The organism is Haloterrigena alkaliphila, from assembly GCF_017352155.2.
Classification (GTDB): domain Archaea; phylum Halobacteriota; class Halobacteria; order Halobacteriales; family Natrialbaceae; genus Haloterrigena; species Haloterrigena alkaliphila.
This window is the reverse complement of the sequence record NZ_CP071462.1, coordinates 2768255-2788839: the sequence shown is the minus strand read 5'-3', so window position 1 is coordinate 2788839 and position 20585 is coordinate 2768255. Positions and strand designations below refer to the sequence as shown.

19 protein-coding genes are annotated in these 20585 nt (G+C 64.9%); 11 read left to right on the top strand and 8 right to left on the bottom strand.

From position 1 onward, the window contains the following. Positions 1 to 27: 27 nt before the first annotated feature. The gene (locus tag J0X25_RS32395) at positions 28 to 744 is read right to left on the bottom strand and encodes a helix-turn-helix domain-containing protein (protein ID WP_207288016.1); all 717 of its coding nucleotides are present in this window, start codon (positions 742 to 744) and stop codon (positions 28 to 30) included. A 176-nt stretch (positions 745 to 920) separates the two neighbouring features. Between J0X25_RS32395 and J0X25_RS32390 the strand changes: the two genes are divergently transcribed. Together J0X25_RS32390 and J0X25_RS32385 are read left to right on the top strand one after the other, a co-directional pair. Further along, a complete protein-coding gene (locus J0X25_RS32390; protein WP_207288015.1) occupies positions 921 to 1778 on the top strand; it encodes an SDR family oxidoreductase in 858 nt (285 codons plus the stop codon). Positions 1779 to 1780: 2 nt separating this feature from the next. After that, entirely contained in the window at positions 1781 to 3805 is a 2025-nt protein-coding gene (locus tag J0X25_RS32385) for an AMP-binding protein (protein ID WP_207288014.1), read from the top strand. Between the two features lie 99 nt (positions 3806 to 3904). On the opposite strand, the gene J0X25_RS32380 is transcribed toward J0X25_RS32385, so the two are convergent. Next, positions 3905 to 4657 (bottom strand): DUF7345 domain-containing protein, encoded by a 753-nt coding sequence (locus tag J0X25_RS32380; protein ID WP_207288013.1) that lies wholly within the window; start codon positions 4655 to 4657, stop codon positions 3905 to 3907. Further along, positions 4654 to 6171, bottom strand: a complete 1518-nt coding sequence (locus tag J0X25_RS32375) for a hypothetical protein (protein WP_207288012.1) — start codon at positions 6169 to 6171, stop codon at positions 4654 to 4656. Before J0X25_RS32375 ends, J0X25_RS32380 begins: the two co-directional genes overlap by 4 nt. Positions 6172 to 6342: 171 nt before the next feature. On the opposite strand from J0X25_RS32375, the gene J0X25_RS32370 reads away from it, so the two are divergent. Continuing rightward, positions 6343 to 7545, top strand: a complete 1203-nt coding sequence (locus J0X25_RS32370; RefSeq protein WP_226776971.1) for a helix-turn-helix transcriptional regulator — start codon at positions 6343 to 6345, stop codon at positions 7543 to 7545. Positions 7546 to 7798: 253 nt separating this feature from the next. Here the strand turns inward: J0X25_RS32370 and J0X25_RS32365 are convergent, their stop codons facing one another. Further along, positions 7799 to 8044, bottom strand: coding sequence for an AbrB/MazE/SpoVT family DNA-binding domain-containing protein (locus J0X25_RS32365; RefSeq protein WP_207288010.1), 246 nt, complete (start codon positions 8042 to 8044; stop codon positions 7799 to 7801). 114 nt (positions 8045 to 8158) lie between these two features. Here J0X25_RS32365 and gatB point away from each other — a divergent pair, with 114 nt between their 5' ends. The 7 genes from gatB to J0X25_RS32330 all read left to right on the top strand — a co-directional run bounded on the left by gatB (position 8159) and on the right by J0X25_RS32330 (position 15904). After that, positions 8159 to 9655 carry an Asp-tRNA(Asn)/Glu-tRNA(Gln) amidotransferase subunit GatB gene (gene gatB / locus J0X25_RS32360; protein WP_207288009.1) on the top strand — a complete coding sequence of 499 codons (1497 nt, stop codon included), beginning with the start codon at positions 8159 to 8161 and terminating at the stop codon, positions 9653 to 9655. 304 nt (positions 9656 to 9959) lie between these two features. Next, entirely contained in the window at positions 9960 to 10961 is a 1002-nt protein-coding gene (locus J0X25_RS32355; RefSeq protein WP_207288008.1) for an MBL fold metallo-hydrolase, read from the top strand. A gap of 168 nt (positions 10962 to 11129) precedes the next feature. Further along, on the top strand, positions 11130 to 12470 hold the full coding sequence (locus tag J0X25_RS32350; protein WP_207288007.1) for an ABC transporter substrate-binding protein: 1341 nt from the start codon (positions 11130 to 11132) through the stop codon (positions 12468 to 12470). A 6-nt stretch (positions 12471 to 12476) separates the two neighbouring features. Beyond that, entirely contained in the window at positions 12477 to 13376 is a 900-nt protein-coding gene (locus tag J0X25_RS32345) for a branched-chain amino acid ABC transporter permease (RefSeq protein WP_207288006.1), read from the top strand. Further along, a complete protein-coding gene (locus tag J0X25_RS32340; RefSeq protein ID WP_207288005.1) occupies positions 13369 to 14460 on the top strand; it encodes a branched-chain amino acid ABC transporter permease in 1092 nt (363 codons plus the stop codon). The genes J0X25_RS32345 and J0X25_RS32340 overlap by 8 nt, the downstream gene beginning before the upstream one ends. After that, entirely contained in the window at positions 14457 to 15185 is a 729-nt protein-coding gene (locus J0X25_RS32335) for an ABC transporter ATP-binding protein (RefSeq protein WP_207288004.1), read from the top strand. Before J0X25_RS32340 ends, J0X25_RS32335 begins: the two co-directional genes overlap by 4 nt. Next, complete coding sequence (locus J0X25_RS32330; RefSeq protein ID WP_207288003.1) at positions 15185 to 15904, top strand: ABC transporter ATP-binding protein; 720 nt, start codon at positions 15185 to 15187, stop codon at positions 15902 to 15904. Before J0X25_RS32335 ends, J0X25_RS32330 begins: the two co-directional genes overlap by 1 nt. A 74-nt stretch (positions 15905 to 15978) precedes the next feature. Here J0X25_RS32330 and J0X25_RS32325 read toward each other — a convergent pair whose 3' ends face one another. Beyond that, on the bottom strand, positions 15979 to 16446 hold the full coding sequence (locus tag J0X25_RS32325) for an acyl-CoA thioesterase (protein ID WP_207288002.1): 468 nt from the start codon (positions 16444 to 16446) through the stop codon (positions 15979 to 15981). Positions 16447 to 16542: 96 nt separating this feature from the next. Next, positions 16543 to 17340: an N-acyl homoserine lactonase family protein gene (locus J0X25_RS32320; protein WP_207288001.1), complete on the bottom strand. Its 798-nt coding sequence runs from the start codon at positions 17338 to 17340 to the stop codon at positions 16543 to 16545. Between the two features lie 133 nt (positions 17341 to 17473). Here J0X25_RS32320 and J0X25_RS32315 point away from each other — a divergent pair, with 133 nt between their 5' ends. Next, complete coding sequence (locus J0X25_RS32315) at positions 17474 to 17611, top strand: transporter (protein WP_207288000.1); 138 nt, start codon at positions 17474 to 17476, stop codon at positions 17609 to 17611. Positions 17612 to 17716: 105 nt separating this feature from the next. On the opposite strand, the gene J0X25_RS32310 is transcribed toward J0X25_RS32315, so the two are convergent. Together J0X25_RS32310 and J0X25_RS32305 are read right to left on the bottom strand one after the other, a co-directional pair. Continuing rightward, positions 17717 to 19486, bottom strand: coding sequence for a GMC family oxidoreductase (locus J0X25_RS32310; protein ID WP_207287999.1), 1770 nt, complete (start codon positions 19484 to 19486; stop codon positions 17717 to 17719). Further along, positions 19486 to 20550 (bottom strand): gluconate 2-dehydrogenase subunit 3 family protein, encoded by a 1065-nt coding sequence (locus J0X25_RS32305; RefSeq protein ID WP_207287998.1) that lies wholly within the window; start codon positions 20548 to 20550, stop codon positions 19486 to 19488. The genes J0X25_RS32310 and J0X25_RS32305 overlap by 1 nt, the downstream gene beginning before the upstream one ends. Between the last annotated feature and the right edge of the window lie 35 nt (positions 20551 to 20585).

Here is a 20585-nt window from a genome sequence, read left to right as displayed (position 1 = left end):
GATGAGTCGCCACGCGGGCGGACGGAATCAGCGCGTTCCGGTCCCGTCCATGTTCTCCAGCGCCGACAGCGCCGCCTGCAGCACCTTCCGTTCGCTTCGGCGCAGGTTCATCGAGACGGCCGTCTTCGAGACGTCGAAGTGGTCCGAGAGGTCGGCGAGGGTCGTGTCCCGCGGCGTCTCGTAGTACCCCTCTCGAGCGGCGACTTCGAAGGTCTCGCGCTCGGTTTCGGTCAGCGACCGACAGCCCTCGAGCAACCGGAGCGCGCTGTCGGAGTTCTCCAGCAGGTCGAACAGTTCGGTGGGGCCGAACTGGTCGCGGTCGGCGACGGTGAACTCGTTGTGGGTCTCGAGTTCGGCCAGCGCCCGGTCCTCGTCGGCGTCGTCGTCGAAGCCGACGTGCCACCGTTCACGGCCGTCCTCGATCCGGAACGGGCCGGTGATGTAGCCGCCGTTTCGCTGGATCGTCCGCATGGCGTTGGTCTCCTCGATCGTCGTCCCGATCTCGGCGACGTTCTCCCGCTTCGAGAGGATGTAACACTCCCGCATGTTCGGGTGATCGCGGAGTTCGTGCAATCCCACCTCCAGCGCGCCGGTCGACGCCCCCTTGGCGATGAGTCGCGTCTCGAGTTGCTCATCGTCGGTGTCCAGTTGCCACTGGACGGCCGAGAAGGCGATATCGACATCGTCGGTCGTATCGATGAACGGACAGTCGTACTGGCGCATGTCGATATCGAGGTCAATCATTACTAGGAAGGGAATTACATACAAGGTATTAATATCTGCTATTCGTCGGCACATGTCACAATTTTGCGGTCGGACGGGCCAGAATCGGGCGAACCGTCGGCAGCGGCGGCGCCGTCGGTGCCTCGTTGATATGTTAACGGCTGAGTATTAACGCGCTCCCCGGGTACCACGTGAGTATGTCCCAGGATCAGGTGACGCCGCCGACGGTGTCGGCGGACGACATTCATCGCATCGACGACGACTCGTTTACCGGCCGGAACGTCTGTCTCGTGACGGGCGCCGGATCGGGGATCGGGCGCGCGACCGCGCTGGCCGCCGCTGGCAACGGGTTGACGGTCGCCGCGACGGACATCGACGAGAAGGGGCTCGCGGGAACCGTCGACCGCGGCGAGGAACTCGGCCTCGAGAGCGATATCGAGCCAATAGTAGGCGATCTGACGGAGGACGACGACCTCGAGCGAATCGTCGAGGAAGCCGCCGAACTGGGCGATATCAAATATCTCGCGAACATCGCCGGGATGCAACACATCGACTCCATCGAGAACTTTCCGATGGAGACCTACGATACGATGCATCGGATCATGCTCCGGGCGCCGCTCTACCTCTCGAAACTGTGCATCCCGCACTTCCGGGAGACCGAGGACGGCCGGGGCTGCGTCGGCAACATGGGCTCGGTCCACGGCCACTACGTGACCAGCGACAAGGTCGCGTACAACGTCGCGAAGTTCGGCCTGCGCGGCCTCACCCAGTCCATCGCCGCCGAGGGCGAGGGGGAGATCCGCGCCTACTCGATCAGCACCGGCTACGTGAAGACGCCGCTGGTGACCGACCAGCTCGAGGACACCGCCGAACAGCGGGGGATCTCGGTCGACGAGGTGATCGAGGACGTGATGCTGGGCCAGTCCCGGGTCAAGGAGATGATGGAACCGGTCGACGTCGCCAACCTCTTCCTGCTGGGCTTCTCGGATCTGGGCCGGCACCTCGACGGCGGCGACCTGTTGTTTGATGGTGGCATGACCCTTACCTACGAGTAACGATGTCCGACGCAACAGATCCGGCCCTCGAGGACGTCGACGAGATCGTCCACGAACCGAGCCGGGAGTTCGTCGAATCGACGAACGTCTACGACTTCATGGAGACGTACGGGATCGACGACTACGACGAACTCATCGAGCAAACGACGAGCGAGGTCGACGGTGTCGAGGCCTCGGGCGTCGACTGGTTCTGGGACGAACTCGTCGACTACCTCGACATCGGGTTCTACGAGGCGTACGACGAGATCAGGGACGACAGTGAGGGACCGCAATTCACTGACTGGTATCCCGGCGGCGAGATCAATATCGCGCACAACGTGCTGGACCGCCACGCCGCCCGCGACGAGGAACGGCGCAACAAAGTCGCGACGATCTGGGAGGGCGAGGACGGCGAGATCCGCGAGGTCACCTACCACGAGTTGCGCCGCCAGTCGAACATGGTGGCGAACGCCCTCGAGGAACGCGGTATCGAGACGGGCGACACCGTCGGGCTCTACATGCCGATGGTGCCCGAGGTCGTCTCGATCCTCTACGGCTGTTTCAAGGTGGGCGCGATCGCGGTCCCGATCTTCTCGGGCTTCGGCGTCGACGCGGCGGCGACCCGGATCGCGGACTCGGAGTGTTCGGTGCTCTTTACGGGCGACGGCTTCTACCGCCGCGGCGATCCCGTCTTCCTCAAGTCGGCTGCCGACGAGGCGATCGAGGAGGCAGGCCACGTCGAGGACACGATCGTCTTCGACCGGTTGGGATCGAGTGACGACCGGAACGAACACCAAATCCCGTGGACCGACGACCGCGACGAATGGTGGGCCGACGCCGTCGGGACTCAAAGCGACGAGTACGAGACGAAGTCGCTGGACTCGAGCCAGGAGTCGATGCTGCTGTACTCTTCAGGGACCACGGGCAAACCCAAGGGAATAGTTCACACGCACGCGGGCGTGCAGGTCCAGTGCGCCAAGGAGGTCTACTTCGGGATGGATCTGAAGCCCGCGGACCGGTTCTTCTGGGTCTCGGACATCGGCTGGATGATGGGGCCGTGGACGCTCATCGGCACGCACACCTTCGGCGGCACCGTCTTCATGTACGAGGGCGCGCCCGACCACCCCGAACCCGACAGGTTCTGGGAGATGATCGACCGCCACGAACTCACGCAGTTCGGCATCTCGCCGACCGCGATCCGCGCCCTGCGCAAGCACGGGGACGACTGGCTCGAGGGCCACGACCTCTCCTCGCTGCGCTTGCTGGGGTCGACGGGCGAGCCGTGGGACCCCGAGTCCTGGCGCTGGTTCTACGAAAACGTCGGCGGCGGCGAGGCGCCGATCATCAACATCTCCGGCGGCACCGAAATTTGCGGCTGCTTCCTGATGCCGATGCCGACCCAGCCGCTGAAACCCTGCACGCTCGGCGGTCCCGGCCTCGGGATGGACATCGACATCGTGGATCGCGACGGGAACTCGGTGACGGAGGAGAACCAGCGAGGATTCCTCGTGGCTCGAGACTCCTGTCCGTCGATGACCAAGTCGCTGTGGTCGGGCGACGAGCGCTACCTGAACGAGTACTGGTCGACGTTCGAGGACAGGTGGAACCACGGCGACTGGGCCCAGCAGGACGCGGACGGCTTCTGGTTCCTCCACGGCCGGGCCGACGACGCGCTGAACGTCGCCGGCCGGAAAGTGGGGCCGGCGGAGGTCGAGGGGGCGCTGATCGACCACGAGTCGGTCAATCAGGCCGCGGCTATCGGCGCGCCCGACGACACGACCGGGACGGCCGTCGTCACCTACGTCATCCTCGAGGACGGCTACGAGGAGTCGGACGACCTCCGCGAGGAACTGCGAGCGCAGGTCGGCGAGGAGCTCGGGAAACCGTTCCGGCCGCGGGACGTCCTGTTCGTCGACGACCTGCCGAAGACGCAGTCGGGCAAGATCATCCGGCGGGCCATCGAGGCCACGTACACGGGCGAGGATCTGGGCGACATGAGCAGCATCGAGAACCCGGCGGCGCTCGAGGAACTCGAGGACGCTCGATAACTCGTGTCGGTTGGTCGGCCGGCAGCGTCGTGATCGAGTCCGAGTGGATCCGATCGGTTCCCGAGAACCGGCGTCAACCGGAGCCGTGCGTCGCTGCGCTTACCGGCGGCGGCACAGCCAGGCGCCCCCGGCGATCGCCGCAACTGCTGCCCCGAGGCTGAATCCGGGTTGTCCGTCAGTCTTCTCTCCCGTCGTTTCGTCCGCCGGAGTAACGACCGTCTCGTATCCTTCGAGCGACGTGTTCGCGTCCCAGACGATGCGTCCGTCCGTTCGCTCGCTCGGCTCCGGCGTGGACGCCGAGAGCGAGTAGCCCTCGGGGAGAGCCATCACGACGGGCCGGTCCGACGTGAAGCCGCTGGCGAACGGTTCGGTGACAGTCAGTCGATCGTCGTCGGTGGCCGCGAATTCGGTCCAGGTCGCTGAGACGGAAACGATACCGCGATCGGTCTCTCCGTCCGTTTCGAAGGACGTGCGCGTGTCCTCGATGGCCATCTCGCGACCGGTCTCGTTGGCCGCGCTCGTCGCGACCGCCTGCAATCGCCGTTCAGTGCGGGTTTCGAGTTGACTCCGTTTCGTCTCGTTCGCTTCAAGCGATTCGAAGGCAGCCCGATCCGCCTCGTCGCTCAGGTCGAACGTGACGTGGACGGTCACCGTCGCGTCGCCGTCCGAATCGAGAGCGACCTCGAACGCTGAGTCGGTGTCGATTTCCTGCGAGCGATCGGTGCTGTGCACGCCGTCGAGGGACGCGGTGGCGGTTCCCGTCAGGAGCAGCCCGACGAGGATAACTGTCAGGAGTCCTGCTCGACACGTTCCGTTCGGTAGTAGTCGGTCCCGGTCAGTTCCACGACTCATTGATCAGTTTCGTCGTCCTCTTCATCTTCGTCTTCTTCGTCCTCTTCATCCTCTTCTTCGTCTTCATCCTCCTCGTCACTTTCGAGTTCGAACTCGAGTTCGGACTCGAGTTCGCCACGGAGTACCTCGATCTCGAGTTCGTCAGTATCGTCGTCGAGAGCGAACGACACTGTGCCGTCCTCGCCCGTCGTCCCGACCGTCTCGTCGTTCGCGACGACGGTCGCACCTGCGACCGGGCTCTCGTCGAACGTCGCCGAGACGGTGACGGTACCATTGTCGATGGTCGCGTCGGCGTTGAACTGCGATTCGGCGTCCTCGTCGCCAGACCCGTCATCGAACTCGAACTCGAGTTCGCCCTCGGCATCTCCGTGTTCGGCTTCGATCTCGGCCTCCTCGACCGGAAGGGTGACGGTGAGTTCGCCGTCGTCGTTCGTCGTGCCGACGGCCCGATCGTTGACTGTGACCGCTGCGTCAGCTGCTGGCTGTCCGTTCGCGAGGAGTTTGAGCGTCACCTGCTCGCCCGGATCCGGGGAGCCGGACGCGACGAGAACGACGAGTCGTTCGTCCTCGTCTTCTTTTTCGTCCGCTTCGTCCTCGTCGTCAGCCGCATCTCGCCGCTCGATCTCCTCCTCGAGTTCGAAGACGGTCCCCGTTTCGCCGTCGACGCTGACCTCGGCCTCGCCGGTCTCGCCGGTTTCAGCGCCCGCTAGGACGAACTCAAACTCGTAGACGCCGTCGTCCGTCTCGGCTTCGGTGACCGTCCAGTTGCCGTCTTCGACCGGCGAGAGCACGTCGGTGGCCGCGTCGAGCGCGTCCGTCTGTGAGATAGCCAGTGATCCGTCTCCGTCGCGCGGTCGCTCGTACTCGCGGGTCCGTTCGCCGTCGTCGGTCTCGACCTCGATCGACACGCCGCCGTCGACCTCGATCTCGGCGTTGCCGTTGGTCTCACCGGTGAACTGCTGGAACAGCGCATCGGCCCCCGAACTCGTGAGGTCGGCCACCGCCGCTCGCTGGTCGGCGAGTTCCGACGGCGTCACGCCGGCGGCGCGGCGGTCGATCTCATCGACCGATTCGACGCGCTCCTCGAGTCGTTCGTAGCTCGAGACGACGTTCTCGGCCCGCGCGGAGAGTGACGCGAGCCGCTGTGCGTACGCAGACTTCTCGAGGTCGCCGACCTCGTAGGCGGCCGTCGCGTTCTCGTACTCCGCCCGCAGCGTCGTCGAGCGATTCTCGAGTGCGGCCGCACGCTCCGCGATCGCGGCCGCGCGATCGCTGGCGTTGTCTGCCATGCGTTCGTCGAACGCCGTGTTTTCGAACTCGGTGCGGACCTCGTCGCTCGTCGCCGTGACAATCGTCGACAGCTGTGCGCCGGTCGTAACGGTAACGTCGTTCTCGGTCGATTCGTCCTGGATCGCCGTCTCGGGCTGGTTCGCCGCCCCGGCGGCGGCCGCCGGGCCGAACAGCGCGGTGCAGAGCACCACGACCATCGAGACGGTCAGTAGTCGTCGGTTCATCGTCGGTCACGTCTCGGAACGGGGACCCCATAAATCGGCGCGATTATCGGACCGATTTGCAGCGGTTTGCACGCCGTGTGAGTAATTCGTACCGTCGTTTGCAGCGGTTTGCAGCGAGTTGCAACTGTGGGACAGAAAACTTACATGCCCCCTCTCAAAACCTCGGATAGCGTGAGTATCGTATCCGATCGTACAGTGACCGTGGTCCTCACCATGCTGTGTCTGATCGCGTTCGTCCCCGCCGGATCGTCTGCGGCGCTCGCCCAGTCGGGCGAGACGAACGGCGACGATCGATCGCCGCTCCTTCCGTCGGTGGGACCCGAGGTCGACACGACGGTCACCCGGATCGACGTGGCGGCGAACGGCACCGCCCGCTGGTCGGCGACGATCCAGACCCGGCTCACGAACGAGTCGGACGTCGACGACTACGAGGCCTTCCAAGAGCGGTTCCGCGCCGACCGCGAGGAGTACGCCGATCGGTTCGAACGCCGCATGACCGGCGTCGTCTCGAGCGCGTCCGAGTCGACCGGCCGGACGATGGCCGCGTCGTCGTTCCGCGCCGAAACGTCGATTCAGGAGGTACCGCGGCGGTGGGGAACCGTCACGTACTCGTTCACTTGGACGAACTTCACCGCAACCGAAGACGAAGCGGTCGTCGTCGGCGACGTCTTCGAAGGCGGCCTCTATCTCGATGCGGACGATTACCTCGAAATCGTCGGGCCCGACGGCTACACGCCGACGGCGACGACGCCGCAACCCGACGAGACCAACGGCACGACGGTCGTCTGGACCGGGCCGAACGATTTCACCGATCAGCGGCCGACGGCGAGTTTCGAACCCGCCAGCTCGGAATCGATGGCCGCGAGCGCGAGCGACTCGGATCGGTGGCTTTCCCTCTCCCCGACGCTGCTCGGGATGACGTTCGTCTTCATGCTCGCGCTCGTCGGACTCACGCTCGTCGTCGCCTCGGATCGCGAACCGTTTTCGACGATCGGCTCGCGGCTGTCGATTCCGGACTCGCTCGAGACGGCGACCGAATCGGACGACGCCGAGTCGACTGCCGTCAACACCGATTCCGACACGAGCACCGACGAACCGCCGCGATCAGCCGCGATCGCCAAACCGTCCGATGCGACCGCTTCGGGCGCCGACGCTGCTCTCGACTCGGATCTCCTCACCGACGAAAACCGCGTCCGTCGACTCCTCGAGCGGAACGACGGCCGCATGCGCCAAGCCGATATCGTCGACGAACTCGAGTGGTCGGCATCGAAGACATCGCGGGTCGTTTCCGGGATGGCGGACGAGGGAACAGTTGAAAAGCTCCGTATCGGTCGTGAGAACGTGATCGATCTGGTGGATGACGGCGATCCCTGAGGATTCTACGAGGGCAAGTACGAACGCCGGAAGTACGAGCGAACGATTACCGCGCTGGCCGACAGCCGGCCGTCCGGCCTGGAAACGAGCTGCGCGCGGTCGCGCTCGCTACCGCCCGATAGCCCCAGTTGGCCGTCGGCGAATCGGGGACGGTGCTCGAACGGCGGTACTGACGGTCGTTGGGGACACGGCGGTGATCGAACTAGCGAGGATCGTACGGGTTCGTTGGCGTTTCGACGACCGGACGCGGCATTCACTCCACTCCCCACGCGTCGTGGTTCGTCGCTGAGTCAGTCTCGTCCTCCCCGTCGTAACCCGTGAAATCGGCGAACGAACCGCTGCTGCGGTGAACGACCTCGACCCGTACCGAACGGTCGTCTTCGACGCTCCACTGGAGGCGATCCCCGTCGTCGATATCGAGGCGTCGACGGATTCGTGTGGGGATGTTCGCCTGATTGCCGGAGACTTTGCTTTCGGCGTCGACCCGATCGGTGCTCATAGTCGCAATGAGTTGCTGTGAATACAAATTTAGTGTGGTGATACACTATCCGGGTGCCACCGAGACGAGTCCGTCCCGTTACGTTTTACCGCACCCGGCTCGAATCGGGGTCCAATGACTGCCCAGACCGTCCAGCAGGGCGACCTCGTGACCGTCATCGGCCTCGAGGTCCACGTCCAGCTGGAGACCGACACGAAGATCTTCTGTGGCTGTTCGACCGACCAGACCGACGAGCCCAACGAGAACGTCTGCCCGGTCTGTCTCGGCCTCCCCGGTGCCCTCCCCGTACTCAACGAGGCCGCCGTCGAGGCCGCCGTCAAGATCGGGAAGGCGATCGACGCCGAGATCCCCGAGGAGACCCGGTTCCACCGGAAGAACTACTACTACCCCGACCTGCCCAAGAACTTCCAGATCACCCAGTACGACGAGCCGATCTGCGCCGACGGCGACCTCGAGGTCGCCGTCGAGGGCGAGCGTCGAACCGTCACGATCGAGCGCGCCCACTTGGAGGAGGACCCGGGCAGCCTCCAGCACGTCGGCGGCGGTGGCGGCATCGATTCGGCCGACTACACCCTCGTCGACTACAACCGCGCGGGGACGCCGCTGATGGAGATCGTCACCGCCCCGGACTTCCGCAGTCCCGACGAGGTGCGGGCCTTTCTCGCCGAACTCGAAGAGGTCCTCGAGTACCTGGGCGTTTTCGACGCCGAACGCGACGGCAGCCTGCGGATCGACGCCAACCTCTCGATTATCCCCGAAGCGGAGATCGAGAGCGACGATATCACCGAGATCGGCGAGGAGGCGCTGGCGGCCGCTAACCGCACCGAGGTCAAGAACATCTCGAGTCACAAGGGCGCCCAGAAGGCTCTGGCCTACGAGGAGACCCGACAGAAGAACGCCATCCAGCGCGGCCGCGCGGTCGAGCAGGAGACCCGTCACTGGGACGAGTCCCGCGGGATCACCGTCTCGATGCGCTCGAAGGAAGAGGAGAAGGACTACCGCTACTTCGAGGAGGCCGATCTGCCGCCGCTGCGGGTCTCCCACTGGACGGACGAGATTTCGATTCCGGAACTCCCCTCCGCTCGACGCGAGCGCTTCCAGGACGAATACAGTCTGAACGAGGAGGCTGCCTCGAAGCTCACCTCGACCAAACAGGTCGCGGACTTCTACGAGGACGTCGCGAGCGAGTTCGACCCCGATCTGGCGGCGACGTGGGTCGCGGACAACCTGCTGGGCGAACTCAACTACCGCGACATGGAAATTACGGACATCGAGGGGCGCCTCGAGGAGATCTCCCGCCTCGTCGAACTCGTCGCCGACGACGAGATCACGGCGAAAAACGCCCGCGAGACCGTTCTGCGGTCGATGCTCGACGACGGCCGGACGCCCGACGAGGTCGTCGCCGAAGAAGGATTGGGCAAGACCGACGAGGACGAGGTCCAGCAGGCCGTCGTCGAGGCGATCGACGAGAACCCGGACGCCGTCGACGACTACGAGTCGGGCGACGACGGCGCGATCAACTTCCTCGTCGGCCAGGTGATGCAAAAGACCGGCGGCAGCGCCGATCCGGGCGACGTCAACCAGTTGCTGCGGGCCGAACTCGAGGGATAAGAACCGAACGCGAACGAAGTGAGCGTTCGGCTTTTTGGTCCAGATTTTTCGAGTCGAGCGGGACCGGAGGTCCCGCTGACCATGTGAACGGGCGCTACGCGCCCGTGAACAGAGAGTGGTTGCGAGCCTAGCGAGCAACCCGACGAGAAAAAGGTGGCAAAACTGACCGGCGGCAGCGCCGACCCCGGCGACGTCAACCAGTTGCTGCGGGCCGAACTCGAAAGCTAAGGAACGAACGCTCGTATTCTAATGCGACCGTCCGCTTTCGGGTGAATTACAAGCCGACGGCGTGTGGGGTGGCGACATGGACCGAATTCGGCTGGGGAACGAGGAGTTCGAGGGCCGGAACAACGCGTACGTGCTCGATGATGACGACGGCGATGACCTCGCACTCGTCGACACCGGCCTCTCGACGCCGGCCGTCCGCGAGGACCTGCGAGAGGGGCTGGCCGAACGGGGATACTCGTTCGCGGACGTCGACGACATCGTGCTCACGCACTTCCACGTCGACCACGCCGGCCTCGCCGGCGAGATTCAGGCCGAGAGCGACGCGACGGTGTACGTCCACGAGGCCGACGCGCCCCTCGTCGAGGACGATCCCGACGCGGTGGCGGCGATGGAGGACCGCCGGCAGTTTCTCCTCGACGAATGGGGCGTCCCCGAAGCGAAGCAGGCCGAACTGCTGGCCGTCTTCGACGACGCGAGCCACCTCGTGGGCGAACCGGCGGACGTGACGCCGATCGAGGACGGGACGGTGCTCGAGGTCGGCGGCCGACGACTCGAGGCGGTGCATACGCCCGGGCACGCGGCCGGACACTGTTGTTTCGAGATCAGCGAGGCGCCGGGAACGGAGCGAGGGGATGGAAACGGCGACGCCGCCGGCGCTTCGGCGGCGTTCGTCGGCGACGCCCTCCTGCCGGTATATACGCCCAACGTCGGCGGTGCCGACGTCCGCGTCGAGCGTCCCCTCGAGCGCTACCTCGAGACGCTCGAGTGGCTCGCCGACCGCGAGTACGACCGCGTCTGGCCGGGCCACCGGGACCCGATCGACGACCCGACCGGGCGAGCCCGAGAGATCATCGACCACCACCGCGATCGAACCGACGAGATCCTCGACGTGCTGTCCGAACACGGACCGGCCGACGCGTGGACGGTCAGTGATCACCTGTTCGGTGAGCTGTCGGGAATCCACATCGTCCACGGCCCCGGCGAGGCGTTCGCCCACCTCGATCACCTGCGGCGTGAGGGGGTCGTCGCGGTCGACGACGGCGAGTATCGACGCACCGATGAAGCTAAGACAATCTAGAGTAACCGGTATTCAGTACGTTCCCGCCGTCGATCATCTCACGTGACCGCCTGCTGCCGACAACTACACACGTGTGTATAGTTCCCAATTATCTTTGCGAACTTCCCTCATCTTTATTATGGGTGAATTGAAAGGGGGAGATGGGAATCGGTAACTCAGTGACACACAATGCCTAACGAAGATAACAATACGCTCGAATCGAGAAGAACTGGAAAGCGGTGCGTCAGGCGACGAACGGTCCTCGGCGCCGCAGGGACGGGGATCGCAGCGACGGCGCTGGCCGGGTGTCTCGGCGGCGTCGGCGGCGGCGGTAGCGACGACGGAGTCTTCAAGATCGGTCATCTGGCCCCGACCGCGATCCCGAACGGCCGCGGTTCGCAACGAAGCGCCGAACTCGCCGTCGGCGAGATCGAGGGCGACGGCATCCTCGATCAGGAGGTCGAACTGGTCGCGGAGAACACGCAGGGCGATACCAGCGAAGCCACCTCGGTGGTCCAGCGGATGATCGAGCAGGACAACGTCGACCTGCTCGTCGGCACCTTCGCCAGCGAGGTGACCCAGACGATCGCCGACTACGTCGGCGAGCGCAACGTACCGTTCCTCATCTCCGGCTCCGCCGACCCGGACACGATCACGAACAACCACGGAGAGAACTACGACAAGTTCAAGAACATCTTCCGGGTCGGCCCGCTCAACTCCGAACTGCAGGTCGAAGGGTTCGGCGACTACGCCGAGTACCTCAACGACCGACACGGCTGGACCGACTTCGCGGTCCTTCCCGAGGACGCGGCGTGGACGACGTCGTTCCAGGACGGCATCGCCGACGAGTTCAAAGGTCGCGGGCTGAACGTCGTCTACGAGAACACCTCGAGTGTAGAGACGGAAGACTACACGACTTTCTTCGACGATATCGAAGCGGCAGGTGCCGACGCGCTGTTCCGCTTCTTCGCTCACTCCGGGAAGGGTCCCGACGTTGGGGCGTGGAGTCAAGGCGAGTACGAGTTCGCCCTCGAGGGTACTCACGTCGCTTCGATGTCGCCCGAATTCTACGCGGCGACTGAGGGCGCTTCCCTGTACGAGTCGACGAATCAGTCGGGGGCCGGCGGTGTCGCCGAACTGTCCGAGAAAACGATGCCATTCGTCGAGGCCTACGAAAAGGAGTACGCCGATGGGAAACCGCCGAGCAAGCCCATGTACATGGGGTTCAACACGTACGACGCGATCCACCTCTACAAGGAAGTCGCCGAGGAAGCGGGGACGGTCAACTACAGCGAGGAACTCGACACCATCGTCGACACGCTCCAGGGAGTGTCCTACACCGGTGCCGCTGGAACGATCGAGTTCTTCGGCGAGGACGAGGCGTATCCGAACGACCTCAAACCGACTCGGGACGACAGCGACAAGATCGAGAACTTCCCGGTCACGCAGTGGCAGGGAGACGGCAGCGTCGAGTGCGTCTACCCGAGCGCCGACCAAACCGCCGACCACGTCGCACCCGAGTGGATGTAAGAAGACATGCTCGATTCTCTACTTACCGTCCTCCTTCTCGGAGCGACTATGAGTGCCATCTACGCGCTGATCGCCCTCGGCTTCACGATGGTGTTCGGCGTCGGCGGGGTGCTAAACCTCGCCCATGGCGGTCTGATCATGGTCGGCGCATACACGTACTTGGTCGTCTCACGGTCGGGAGCGCTCGATTGGCTTCCGGGTGCGGGCCCGGAAGTAGCGAGCCTGCTCGTCGCGGCACTCGTCGCGGCACTCGTCTCGTACGTCTTGTACGTTGGACTCGTCCGTTATATCGAGGAGAACGTCGTTATCACGTTCCTCGCGACGGTCATCGTTGCGCTTCTGCTCACGGAGGTAGCTCTCTATCAGTTCGGCAGCCAGCCGAACACTCTCCGTGCGATATGGGGCGGTGCAACGAACCTGGAGAGCGTCGGTACCCGCGTGCTGCACATGCACGTCCTCGGGTTCGTCGTCTCCTGGGTGATCATCGGCGGGCTCTGGTACTACGTGAAACGGACCGACGAGGGCCGGTCGATCCTCGCGGCGTCAATGAGCGAGCGTGGCGCACAACTGACCGGCGTCAGCCTCCAGAAGGTCAAGTCCCGAACGTGGCTGATCGCCGGCGCTTTCGCCGGGATCGCCGGAGTCTTCCTCGGTGCAACGACACAACCAGCGTCGCCAAACATGTGGCTCAACCCGCTGGCACTCGCGTTCATCATCGTCGTCATCGGCGGCATCGGCAGCATCAAGGGATCGGTCGTCGCTGCGTACCTCATCGGGTATCTCGAGGCGTTTACGATCGAAGTGATCGGCGCGAGCTACCAGGGAATCCTCTCGCTGGTGGTTCTGGTCGCCGTCCTACTGGTCTTACCCGAAGGCCTCTACGGGAGGGAGTTCGTCCATGAGTAGCGAAACCGAGAGTTCGAACACGATCGCAGGGGAGTCGTCGGGGAGAGTCGTCGATCGACTGCGCCCCGTGACGGGACCGATCGACCGCGCGCTCTCGCCGCTCGCGAACGGCTACAACCGCTTCCTCGGCCCCTACTTCGGCGAGATGAACGGGCTCCAGTTCGCGCTCCTGTTCGTCTCGCTGATTTCGCTGGCGACGGCTCCGTTCTGGTCGAACTACATCATCGTCCAGACGTTTACCGTCGCGTCGATCTGGGCGATCTTCGCGATGAGCTGGGACATTCAGAGCGGCTACACCGGCTACATCAGCTTCGGCCACTCGGCGCTGTCCGGCGCGGCGGCGTACACGACCGCGATGTTGCTCTACAACGTCGGCGACTTCCCGTTCATGGTCACGGCCCCGGTTTCGGTGTTCGTGACCCTGGTCGTTGGCCTCGCGATCGCGCTGCCGTCGCTGCGGCTGAGCGGGCCGTACTTCTCGCTGATCACGTTCGTTGCGGTGTTGATCTTCTACCGCCTCATCCGACCGTTCAGCGATCAGACCGGCGGCGAGACGGGGCTTCAGTCGGTGGAGGTGTTCACCTACGATCCCGTCGCGCTGTACTACTACATGTTCGTCCCGATGGTCGTGATCGCCGTCGTCCTGGTGTTTATCGCCAGGTCGAACATCGGCCTCGTATTCACGGCGATCCGCGAGAACGAAAGCGCCGTCGAGGCGGCCGGGCTGAACGCGACGAAGTTCAAGCTCTGGTCGTTCGTCATCAGCGCGATCCCGATGGGGATCGGCGGCGTGTTGCTCGCCCACTACTACGGCGGCGTCGATCCGTACACGTTCGTCGTGGTCGACAACAGCATCGAGATGATCGCGATGGCGGTCGTCGGCGGCATGAGTTCGATCCTCGGACCGCTCGCAGGGGCGTTCCTGTTCCTGAGTCTGGACCGGATCATTCTGACCGAACTGCCGACGAGGCTGCGCTGGATCATCATCTGGGTCGCCGTCCTGGTGGTCCTGGTGTTCGCCCGGGACGGCGTGTTCCGGAAGCTCTGGCACGGCCTCGACCGACTCGGAGGTGACCGCGAATGAGCCTGCTCGAGGTCGACAGCCTGACGAAGAAGTTCGGCGGCCTCGTCGCCGTCGACGACTTCTCGATGGACGTCGAGCGGGGCGAGATCGTCGGACTGATCGGCCCCAACGGCTCGGGGAAGTCCACGGTGTTCAACTGCATCATGGGCATCTACAACGTCACCGACGGAACGGTCCGATTCGGCGGTGACGAGATCACCGACGACGCGACCCACGAGGTCGTCAACAAGGGACTCTCTCGCGTCTCTCAGGAGTCGAATCCGATCGACTCGATGTCGGTCGCCGGCAACATCAAACTCTTCACGCTGCCCGACAGCATCGTCTCGCTGCGCGGCGGCGCGACGGAGGAGGAGATCTACGAGTACGCCGCGCGGATCGATATCGAGGACGATCTCCACGAGATGCCCGACGAACTGCCCCACGCGGACGTCCGGCGCCTCGAGATCGCCAAGGCGCTGGCGACCGAACCCGAGATGATGCTCCTCGACGAGCCGTTCGCGGGGATGAACCAGGCCGAGATCTCGGAGCTGGCCGCCCAGATCGATCGCTTCCGCGAGGAAGGGATGACGATGGTCGTCGTCGACCACAACATGGGCGGGCTGATGAATCTCGTCGATCGGGTCGTCGTGCTCAACAACGGCGTCAAACTCGCCTCGGGCGAACCCGAGGAGATCGCCGAGAATCAGGAAGTCCAGGAGGCCTACCTCGCTGGGGAGGGAATATAATGTCCGACACGATCCTCGAAATCGAAGACCTCAACGTCTACTACGGCAAGTCGCACGCACTCAAGGGCGTCTCGCTGTCGATCAAGGAGGGCGAGATCTACGGCGTCATCGGCCCCAACGGGGCCGGCAAGACGACGATGCTCAACGCCGTCGCCGGGTTCCTCGACTACGGCGGAACGATCCGATACGACGGAACGGACCTCGCCGGCGTGAACCCGACGCAGATCGTCCGGGACGGGCTGATCTACTGTACCGAGGACCGGGACCTGTTCCCGTACTTCTCGGTCCACGAGAACCTCCTTATGGGTGCGCAGTTCCGCGACGACCGTGACACCGTGAAAGAGGACCTTCGGATGATCTACGACCTGTTCCCGCGGCTGGACGAACGCCGCGAGCAGGAAGCCGAGTCCATGAGCGGCGGCGAGCAGCAGATGCTCGCCGTCGGTCGCGCGCTGATGAGCGATCCCGACCTGCTGATGCTCGACGAGCCGACGCTCGGACTCGCGCCGGTCATCATCCAGGACATCGGCGAGGCCCTCGAGAAACTCCAGCAGGAGACGGGGCTGACGATTCTGCTCGCCGAGCAGAACTCGACGTTCGCGTTGAACCACGCCGAGCGGCTCTCGCTGATCGAGACCGGGGAGATCGAACTGTCGGGGACCCACGACGAGTTCACCGACAACGAGTACGTCCGCGAGGCGTACGTCGGCGTTCACTGACGCCGGCGGTCGCCGATTTCGATCGTCGTTTCGCGGTGGTTTTTCTTCGACTCGAGCGGCCGCGCCGGGAGACATCAGCCGTCGGTCGGGAGTCCGCCCTGAAACGCCGCGATAGCCTCGCGGAACGCGTCCGGGACGGGCGTCGTCTCCCCCGTCTCCCCGTCGACGGCGACGTGGGTGACGGTCCCGTCGGCGAGGACGGCATCGTCGCCCGTCCGACGCACGCGGTAGTCGAACGTAACGCTCGCGGTGCCGATCTCGGCGACCCGCAGTTCGTTGACCAGCACGTCGCCGAACTCGGCCCCGTCGCGGTAGTTCAGTTCCGCGTTGGCGACGTGGATCTCCCAGCCGTCGTCCTCCATCTTCTCGTAGCTGTAGTCTATCTGCCGAAAGAACTCGGAGACGGCCTCGTCCTGAAACGTGAAGTACTCGCCGTAGAAGACGATTCCCTGCTGGTCGGTCTCCGCGAACCGAACGCGGTTCTCGAAGACCGGCTGGAACGCCGGGCCGTCGGACGGATCGGTCTCGTCAGTCGTTCCCATACGTCGTATCGCCGGAGCGAACGACAAAGTCGTACCGGCGCCGGCAACGAGCGACCGCAGTCGTCACGTGGCCACCGCGAACGGTGCGACTGCAGTCTACAGCGACTCGAGCAACTCGAGGTCGTCGCCGTCGTGGCCGCAGATCACCGTCGCGTCGCGGCGCCGTTCGATCTCCTGGACCGTCCGGAGGCTCTCGAGCCAGTGGCGTTTGCTCCAGAGCAGTTCGCCGCCCAGCGGCCGCTCGTCGCGGTAGTTCGCCCGCGTGTAGGCCTGATCACCGGCGAGGACGACGGTGCCCGCGTCGTCGAGCTCGAGTCGGACGCCCAGCAGGCCGGGCGTGTGCCCCGGCAGGCGGACGAACTCGAGGTCCGCGTAGCGCTGCTCGCGGTCGCCGTGGATGGGCACCCAGTGCAGGTCGCGGTCGAAGTCGCCGGCGACGTAGGCCTCGTCGGCGTCGACCGCGTCGGTCTTGGCGCTGTAGTAGGCGTACTTCAGTTCCCGCTCGTGGACGTAGATCGGCGTGTCGGTTCCCTCGAAGGCGTAGAGTCCGCCCGCGTGGTCGAGGTGGAGGTGGGTCTGGATCACCGCGTCGATGTCCGCGACGTCGTAGCCCGCGTCGGCGAGGTCGTCCTCGAGCGGGCGCAGGCCGGTGTGTTCGAAGGCGGCGTAGAGGTCGTCGGGCCAGTGGCCCGAATCGGCCTCGGGGTGGGAGCCGGTGTCCCAGAGGATCGTCGCCTCGGGGTGGTCGATGACGACGTTGTAGACCGGTCCGTCACCCATCACCGTGTCGGGGTTAGGGTCGTCGGCGGTTCCCAGCCGAAACCCCTCGACGATGTTGTTGACGTCGGTGGTAATCGTGCCCCGATCGATCGGCGTGAGCGTCGCGTCGACCATACTCGACCCACGGCCGAGCGACCCATATACGTGTGGAACGGGCGGCGGACTCGGTGGCACCCACCGGCCGAGCGCATACGGGCCCTGTACATGTCGGCCACAGCGATACCCCCCGCGGCGTAGACGACCGCGTATGGTCCGACTCTCGACGATCGTGATCCTCGCCGGAATCGTGATGCTCGTCTTCCCAGTACCGCCGATCGCGAGCGCGATCGGGGGACTCGGCGTGATCCTCATCGGGATCCTCCTCCGGGTGCTGACGGACAAGTAACCGTCATCAGGCGACGGGTCGCCGACGCCAGCGACGCTCGGCGACGAGTACCGAACTCACGTCCGAGGACTCGAGGCGAAGAAAAAACGACCGCCGCTCGGCGGATCAGTTCTCCGGAGCGGCCAGTATCTCCGGTTCGTTCAGATACTGCTGGATCCCCTCGGCCGCGCGGAACGCCAGCGCACCGACCGTACCCGTCGGGTTGTAGCCGCTGTTGTGCGCGAACGCGGAGGCGCCGGGGACGAAGAGGTTGTGCGCGTCCCAGTTCTGCAGGTAGTTGTTCACCACGGATTCGGCCGGATCGGATCCCATGACCGCGCCGCCGGTGTTGTGGGTCGACTGGTAGGGCGTGATGTCGAAACTCCCCTCGAGGCTCGTGCTCGCGTCGACGGTGTCCGCGCCCATCTCTTCCATGATCTCCTCGAGGAACGGGCCGATGTACTCGACCAGGTTTCGATCCTGCTCGTGCCAGTCGAAGGTCATCCGAAGGAGCGGGCGACCGTACTGGTCGGTGTAGTTGGGATCGAGGTCGAGGTAGTTCTCCCGGAACGGGAGCACCGCTCCCTGCGCGGCGATCGAGACCGAACTGTGGTAGTTGTCGATGCTCTGGGCCTTGAACTCCGAGCCCCACGACGGGGTGCCCTCGGGCACCGGGTTGTTAGCGATCGGCCGGTCCCCGGTCTGGTTGAGCGCGACGTTACCGCCGTGGAGGAAGTCCAGATCGGAGTGATCGAAGTTGTCGCCGTTGAAGTCGTCGATCGACGCGCCCAGCGCTCCGGCCCCCATGTAGAGGTTCCACTCCTCGTCGTCGAAGAACCCGCGAGCGCTGGCCTGGAAGTTCTGGTAGCAGTAGTTCTTCCCGACGGTGCCCTCGCCGGTCTCGGGGTCGTACGGCTCTCCGATCTCCGACAGCAACAGGAGACGGACGTTGTTCAGCACGTAGGCGGTCAACGCGACGACGTCGGCCGGCTGCTCGTACACCTCGTCGGTCTTTCGATCGACGTATCGGACGCCCTCGACCCGCTGTTCGTCCTCGTTGTACAGCAGTTCGACCACGTCGGAGTGCGTCCGCAATTCGAAGTTCCCCGTCTCCTGGGCGGCCGGCAGCACGGTCGTGATCGGCGAGGCCTTCGCGCCCCACTCGCAACCGAACCGCTCGCAGTACCCGCAGTACTGACACTGGCCCTGCTGGACCCCGTCGGGGTTCGTATACTGCTCCGTGAGGTTGGCCGAGGGCGCCTGAAACGGTTCGTATCCCAGCGCCGCGGTCGTCTCCTTGAACCGGCTGAGCACCGGCGTCTCCATCATCGGCGGAAGCGGATACTCCCGCGACCGGGGCCCCTCGTAGGGGTTACCCAGCTCCTGGATCTCGCCCTCGATGTTGCCCGCCTGGCCCGCGATGCCGGCCGTGTACTCGAAGGCGTCGTAGTAGGGCTCGAGTTCGTCGTAGCTGATCCCCCAGTCCTGTAGCTGCATGTTCCCGGGGATCTTCTCCTCGCCGTACTCGTCGATCGTCCGCGACTCGATCTCGAAGTCGTAGGGGAGGAACCGCCAGGTCTGGCCGTTCCAGTGGACGCCGGCGCCGCCCTCGCCCGATCCCGGCAGGAAGGCGCCGTAGCGGCGCATCGGCAACGCGGTGTCGTCGACCGCGTTTCGGAAGGTGATCGTCTCCTTCGAGAGGTCCTGCATCAGCTTGTACCGGAGTGCGTACCCCAGCTCGTCGTGGACCGTGAAGAAGTCCTCCGTCGCGCGCTCGCCGCCACGCTCCAGGCTGACCACTTGATAGTCCTCCTGGGCGAGTTCCTTCGCGATGATCCCGCCGGTCCAGCCCGCGCCGACGGTGACGACGTCGACCGGCTCGAGTTGCTGGACCATCACCGGTCACCTCCCTCGTCGGCGGCCTCGTCGTCGAGTCGCAGGCGAGTGGTCTCGTCGCCGTCGGCGTCCCCGCGTGCGGCCGCCTCGTCGACGATATTCGGATAGTCGGCCTCGGCCGCGTTGTGGACGTGGGCGTGCCCTTCCTCGCTCTGGTCGTTCGCCGGCTGCTCGTTCTCGCCGTCGATCCCGAGCGACTCGATGTCGTCGGCCAGTTTCCGGAAGTCGTCCTCCTCGAGTTCGATGTACTCGCCCTCTTGCAACACGCCGCGGTAGCTGCCGAGCGCACCGGGCGTCCCCGGGAACCCCTTCAGCCGCCAGCCGATCATCTCCCGATTGCCGCCGTGCATCGGATCGCTGAACATCCCCTCCAGCGTGTTCTGGCGAACCATGAGGAAGAAGCCGCTGGCGTCGATGCCGGTATTCTCGAACGTCTCGACCTCGTCCGCCTCGAGCGCGGCGACGACGGCGTCCTGCTGGTCGGCATCGAGTTCGGTGAACGACTCCGCGTCGTCGGCTTCCGCGGCGACGTACTCCTCGATGGCGTGAATACCCTGATCGTAGGCTTCGTTCGGAGTGAGCGCGTACTGCCACCCCTGCGTCGCGGCGGGATCTTCCTCGGACCACGGCACCTCGACCTCTTCGCCCGCGGCGTCCGCCGGTTCTGCCTGGAACGGATCGGTCGGCGACTTCCCGGCGAACGGGGACTGCATGTACCAGCGTTCGCCGCGGCCCCACGCCGAATTCATCTGCTCGTCGATGAAGTAGACGACGCCGGCCTCCGGCGCACCCGGACCGTTCTCGTCGGACGGATAGATCCGCGCCGTCAGGTCGTGGACGACCCGCGCCTGCTGAATCGTGAAGTACTCGAGTCCCTGTTCTTCGACCTCGACTTCCTGAACGTCCTGGAGCGGCGCCACGTCGAACCGCTCGGGGTCGAATCCCTCCGCGGTCCCGGCGATCCCGAAGACCGCCAGTCCGCCGCCGGCGCGCATTACCCGCCGTCGCGACACGTCTCGCGTGAAGTCCAGCTTCGCCCGCTTCTGTTCGTCATTGTCTCCCATGCGGACTCACGGACTCCGAAGCGAGAGTTAACGCG

Bases quoted from the DNA above. Each gene is read 5' to 3' on its own strand.
- J0X25_RS32395 (WP_207288016.1), bottom strand. From the start codon at position 744: ATGATTGACCTCGATATCGACATGCGCCAGTACGACTGTCCGTTCATC.
- J0X25_RS32390 (WP_207288015.1), top strand. From the start codon at position 921: ATGTCCCAGGATCAGGTGACGCCGCCGACGGTGTCGGCGGACGACATT.
- J0X25_RS32385 (WP_207288014.1), top strand. From the start codon at position 1,781: ATGTCCGACGCAACAGATCCGGCCCTCGAGGACGTCGACGAGATCGTC.
- J0X25_RS32380 (WP_207288013.1), bottom strand. From the start codon at position 4,657: ATGAGTCGTGGAACTGACCGGGACCGACTACTACCGAACGGAACGTGT.
- J0X25_RS32375 (WP_207288012.1), bottom strand. From the start codon at position 6,171: ATGAACCGACGACTACTGACCGTCTCGATGGTCGTGGTGCTCTGCACC.
- J0X25_RS32365 (WP_207288010.1), bottom strand. From the start codon at position 8,044: ATGAGCACCGATCGGGTCGACGCCGAAAGCAAAGTCTCCGGCAATCAG.
- gatB (WP_207288009.1), top strand. From the start codon at position 8,159: ATGACTGCCCAGACCGTCCAGCAGGGCGACCTCGTGACCGTCATCGGC.
- J0X25_RS32355 (WP_207288008.1), top strand. From the start codon at position 9,960: ATGGACCGAATTCGGCTGGGGAACGAGGAGTTCGAGGGCCGGAACAAC.
- J0X25_RS32350 (WP_207288007.1), top strand. From the start codon at position 11,130: ATGCCTAACGAAGATAACAATACGCTCGAATCGAGAAGAACTGGAAAG.
- J0X25_RS32345 (WP_207288006.1), top strand. From the start codon at position 12,477: ATGCTCGATTCTCTACTTACCGTCCTCCTTCTCGGAGCGACTATGAGT.
- J0X25_RS32340 (WP_207288005.1), top strand. From the start codon at position 13,369: ATGAGTAGCGAAACCGAGAGTTCGAACACGATCGCAGGGGAGTCGTCG.
- J0X25_RS32335 (WP_207288004.1), top strand. From the start codon at position 14,457: ATGAGCCTGCTCGAGGTCGACAGCCTGACGAAGAAGTTCGGCGGCCTC.
- J0X25_RS32330 (WP_207288003.1), top strand. From the start codon at position 15,185: ATGTCCGACACGATCCTCGAAATCGAAGACCTCAACGTCTACTACGGC.
- J0X25_RS32325 (WP_207288002.1), bottom strand. From the start codon at position 16,446: ATGGGAACGACTGACGAGACCGATCCGTCCGACGGCCCGGCGTTCCAG.
- J0X25_RS32320 (WP_207288001.1), bottom strand. From the start codon at position 17,340: ATGGTCGACGCGACGCTCACGCCGATCGATCGGGGCACGATTACCACC.
- J0X25_RS32315 (WP_207288000.1), top strand. From the start codon at position 17,474: ATGGTCCGACTCTCGACGATCGTGATCCTCGCCGGAATCGTGATGCTC.
- J0X25_RS32310 (WP_207287999.1), bottom strand. From the start codon at position 19,486: ATGGTCCAGCAACTCGAGCCGGTCGACGTCGTCACCGTCGGCGCGGGC.
- J0X25_RS32305 (WP_207287998.1), bottom strand. From the start codon at position 20,550: ATGGGAGACAATGACGAACAGAAGCGGGCGAAGCTGGACTTCACGCGA.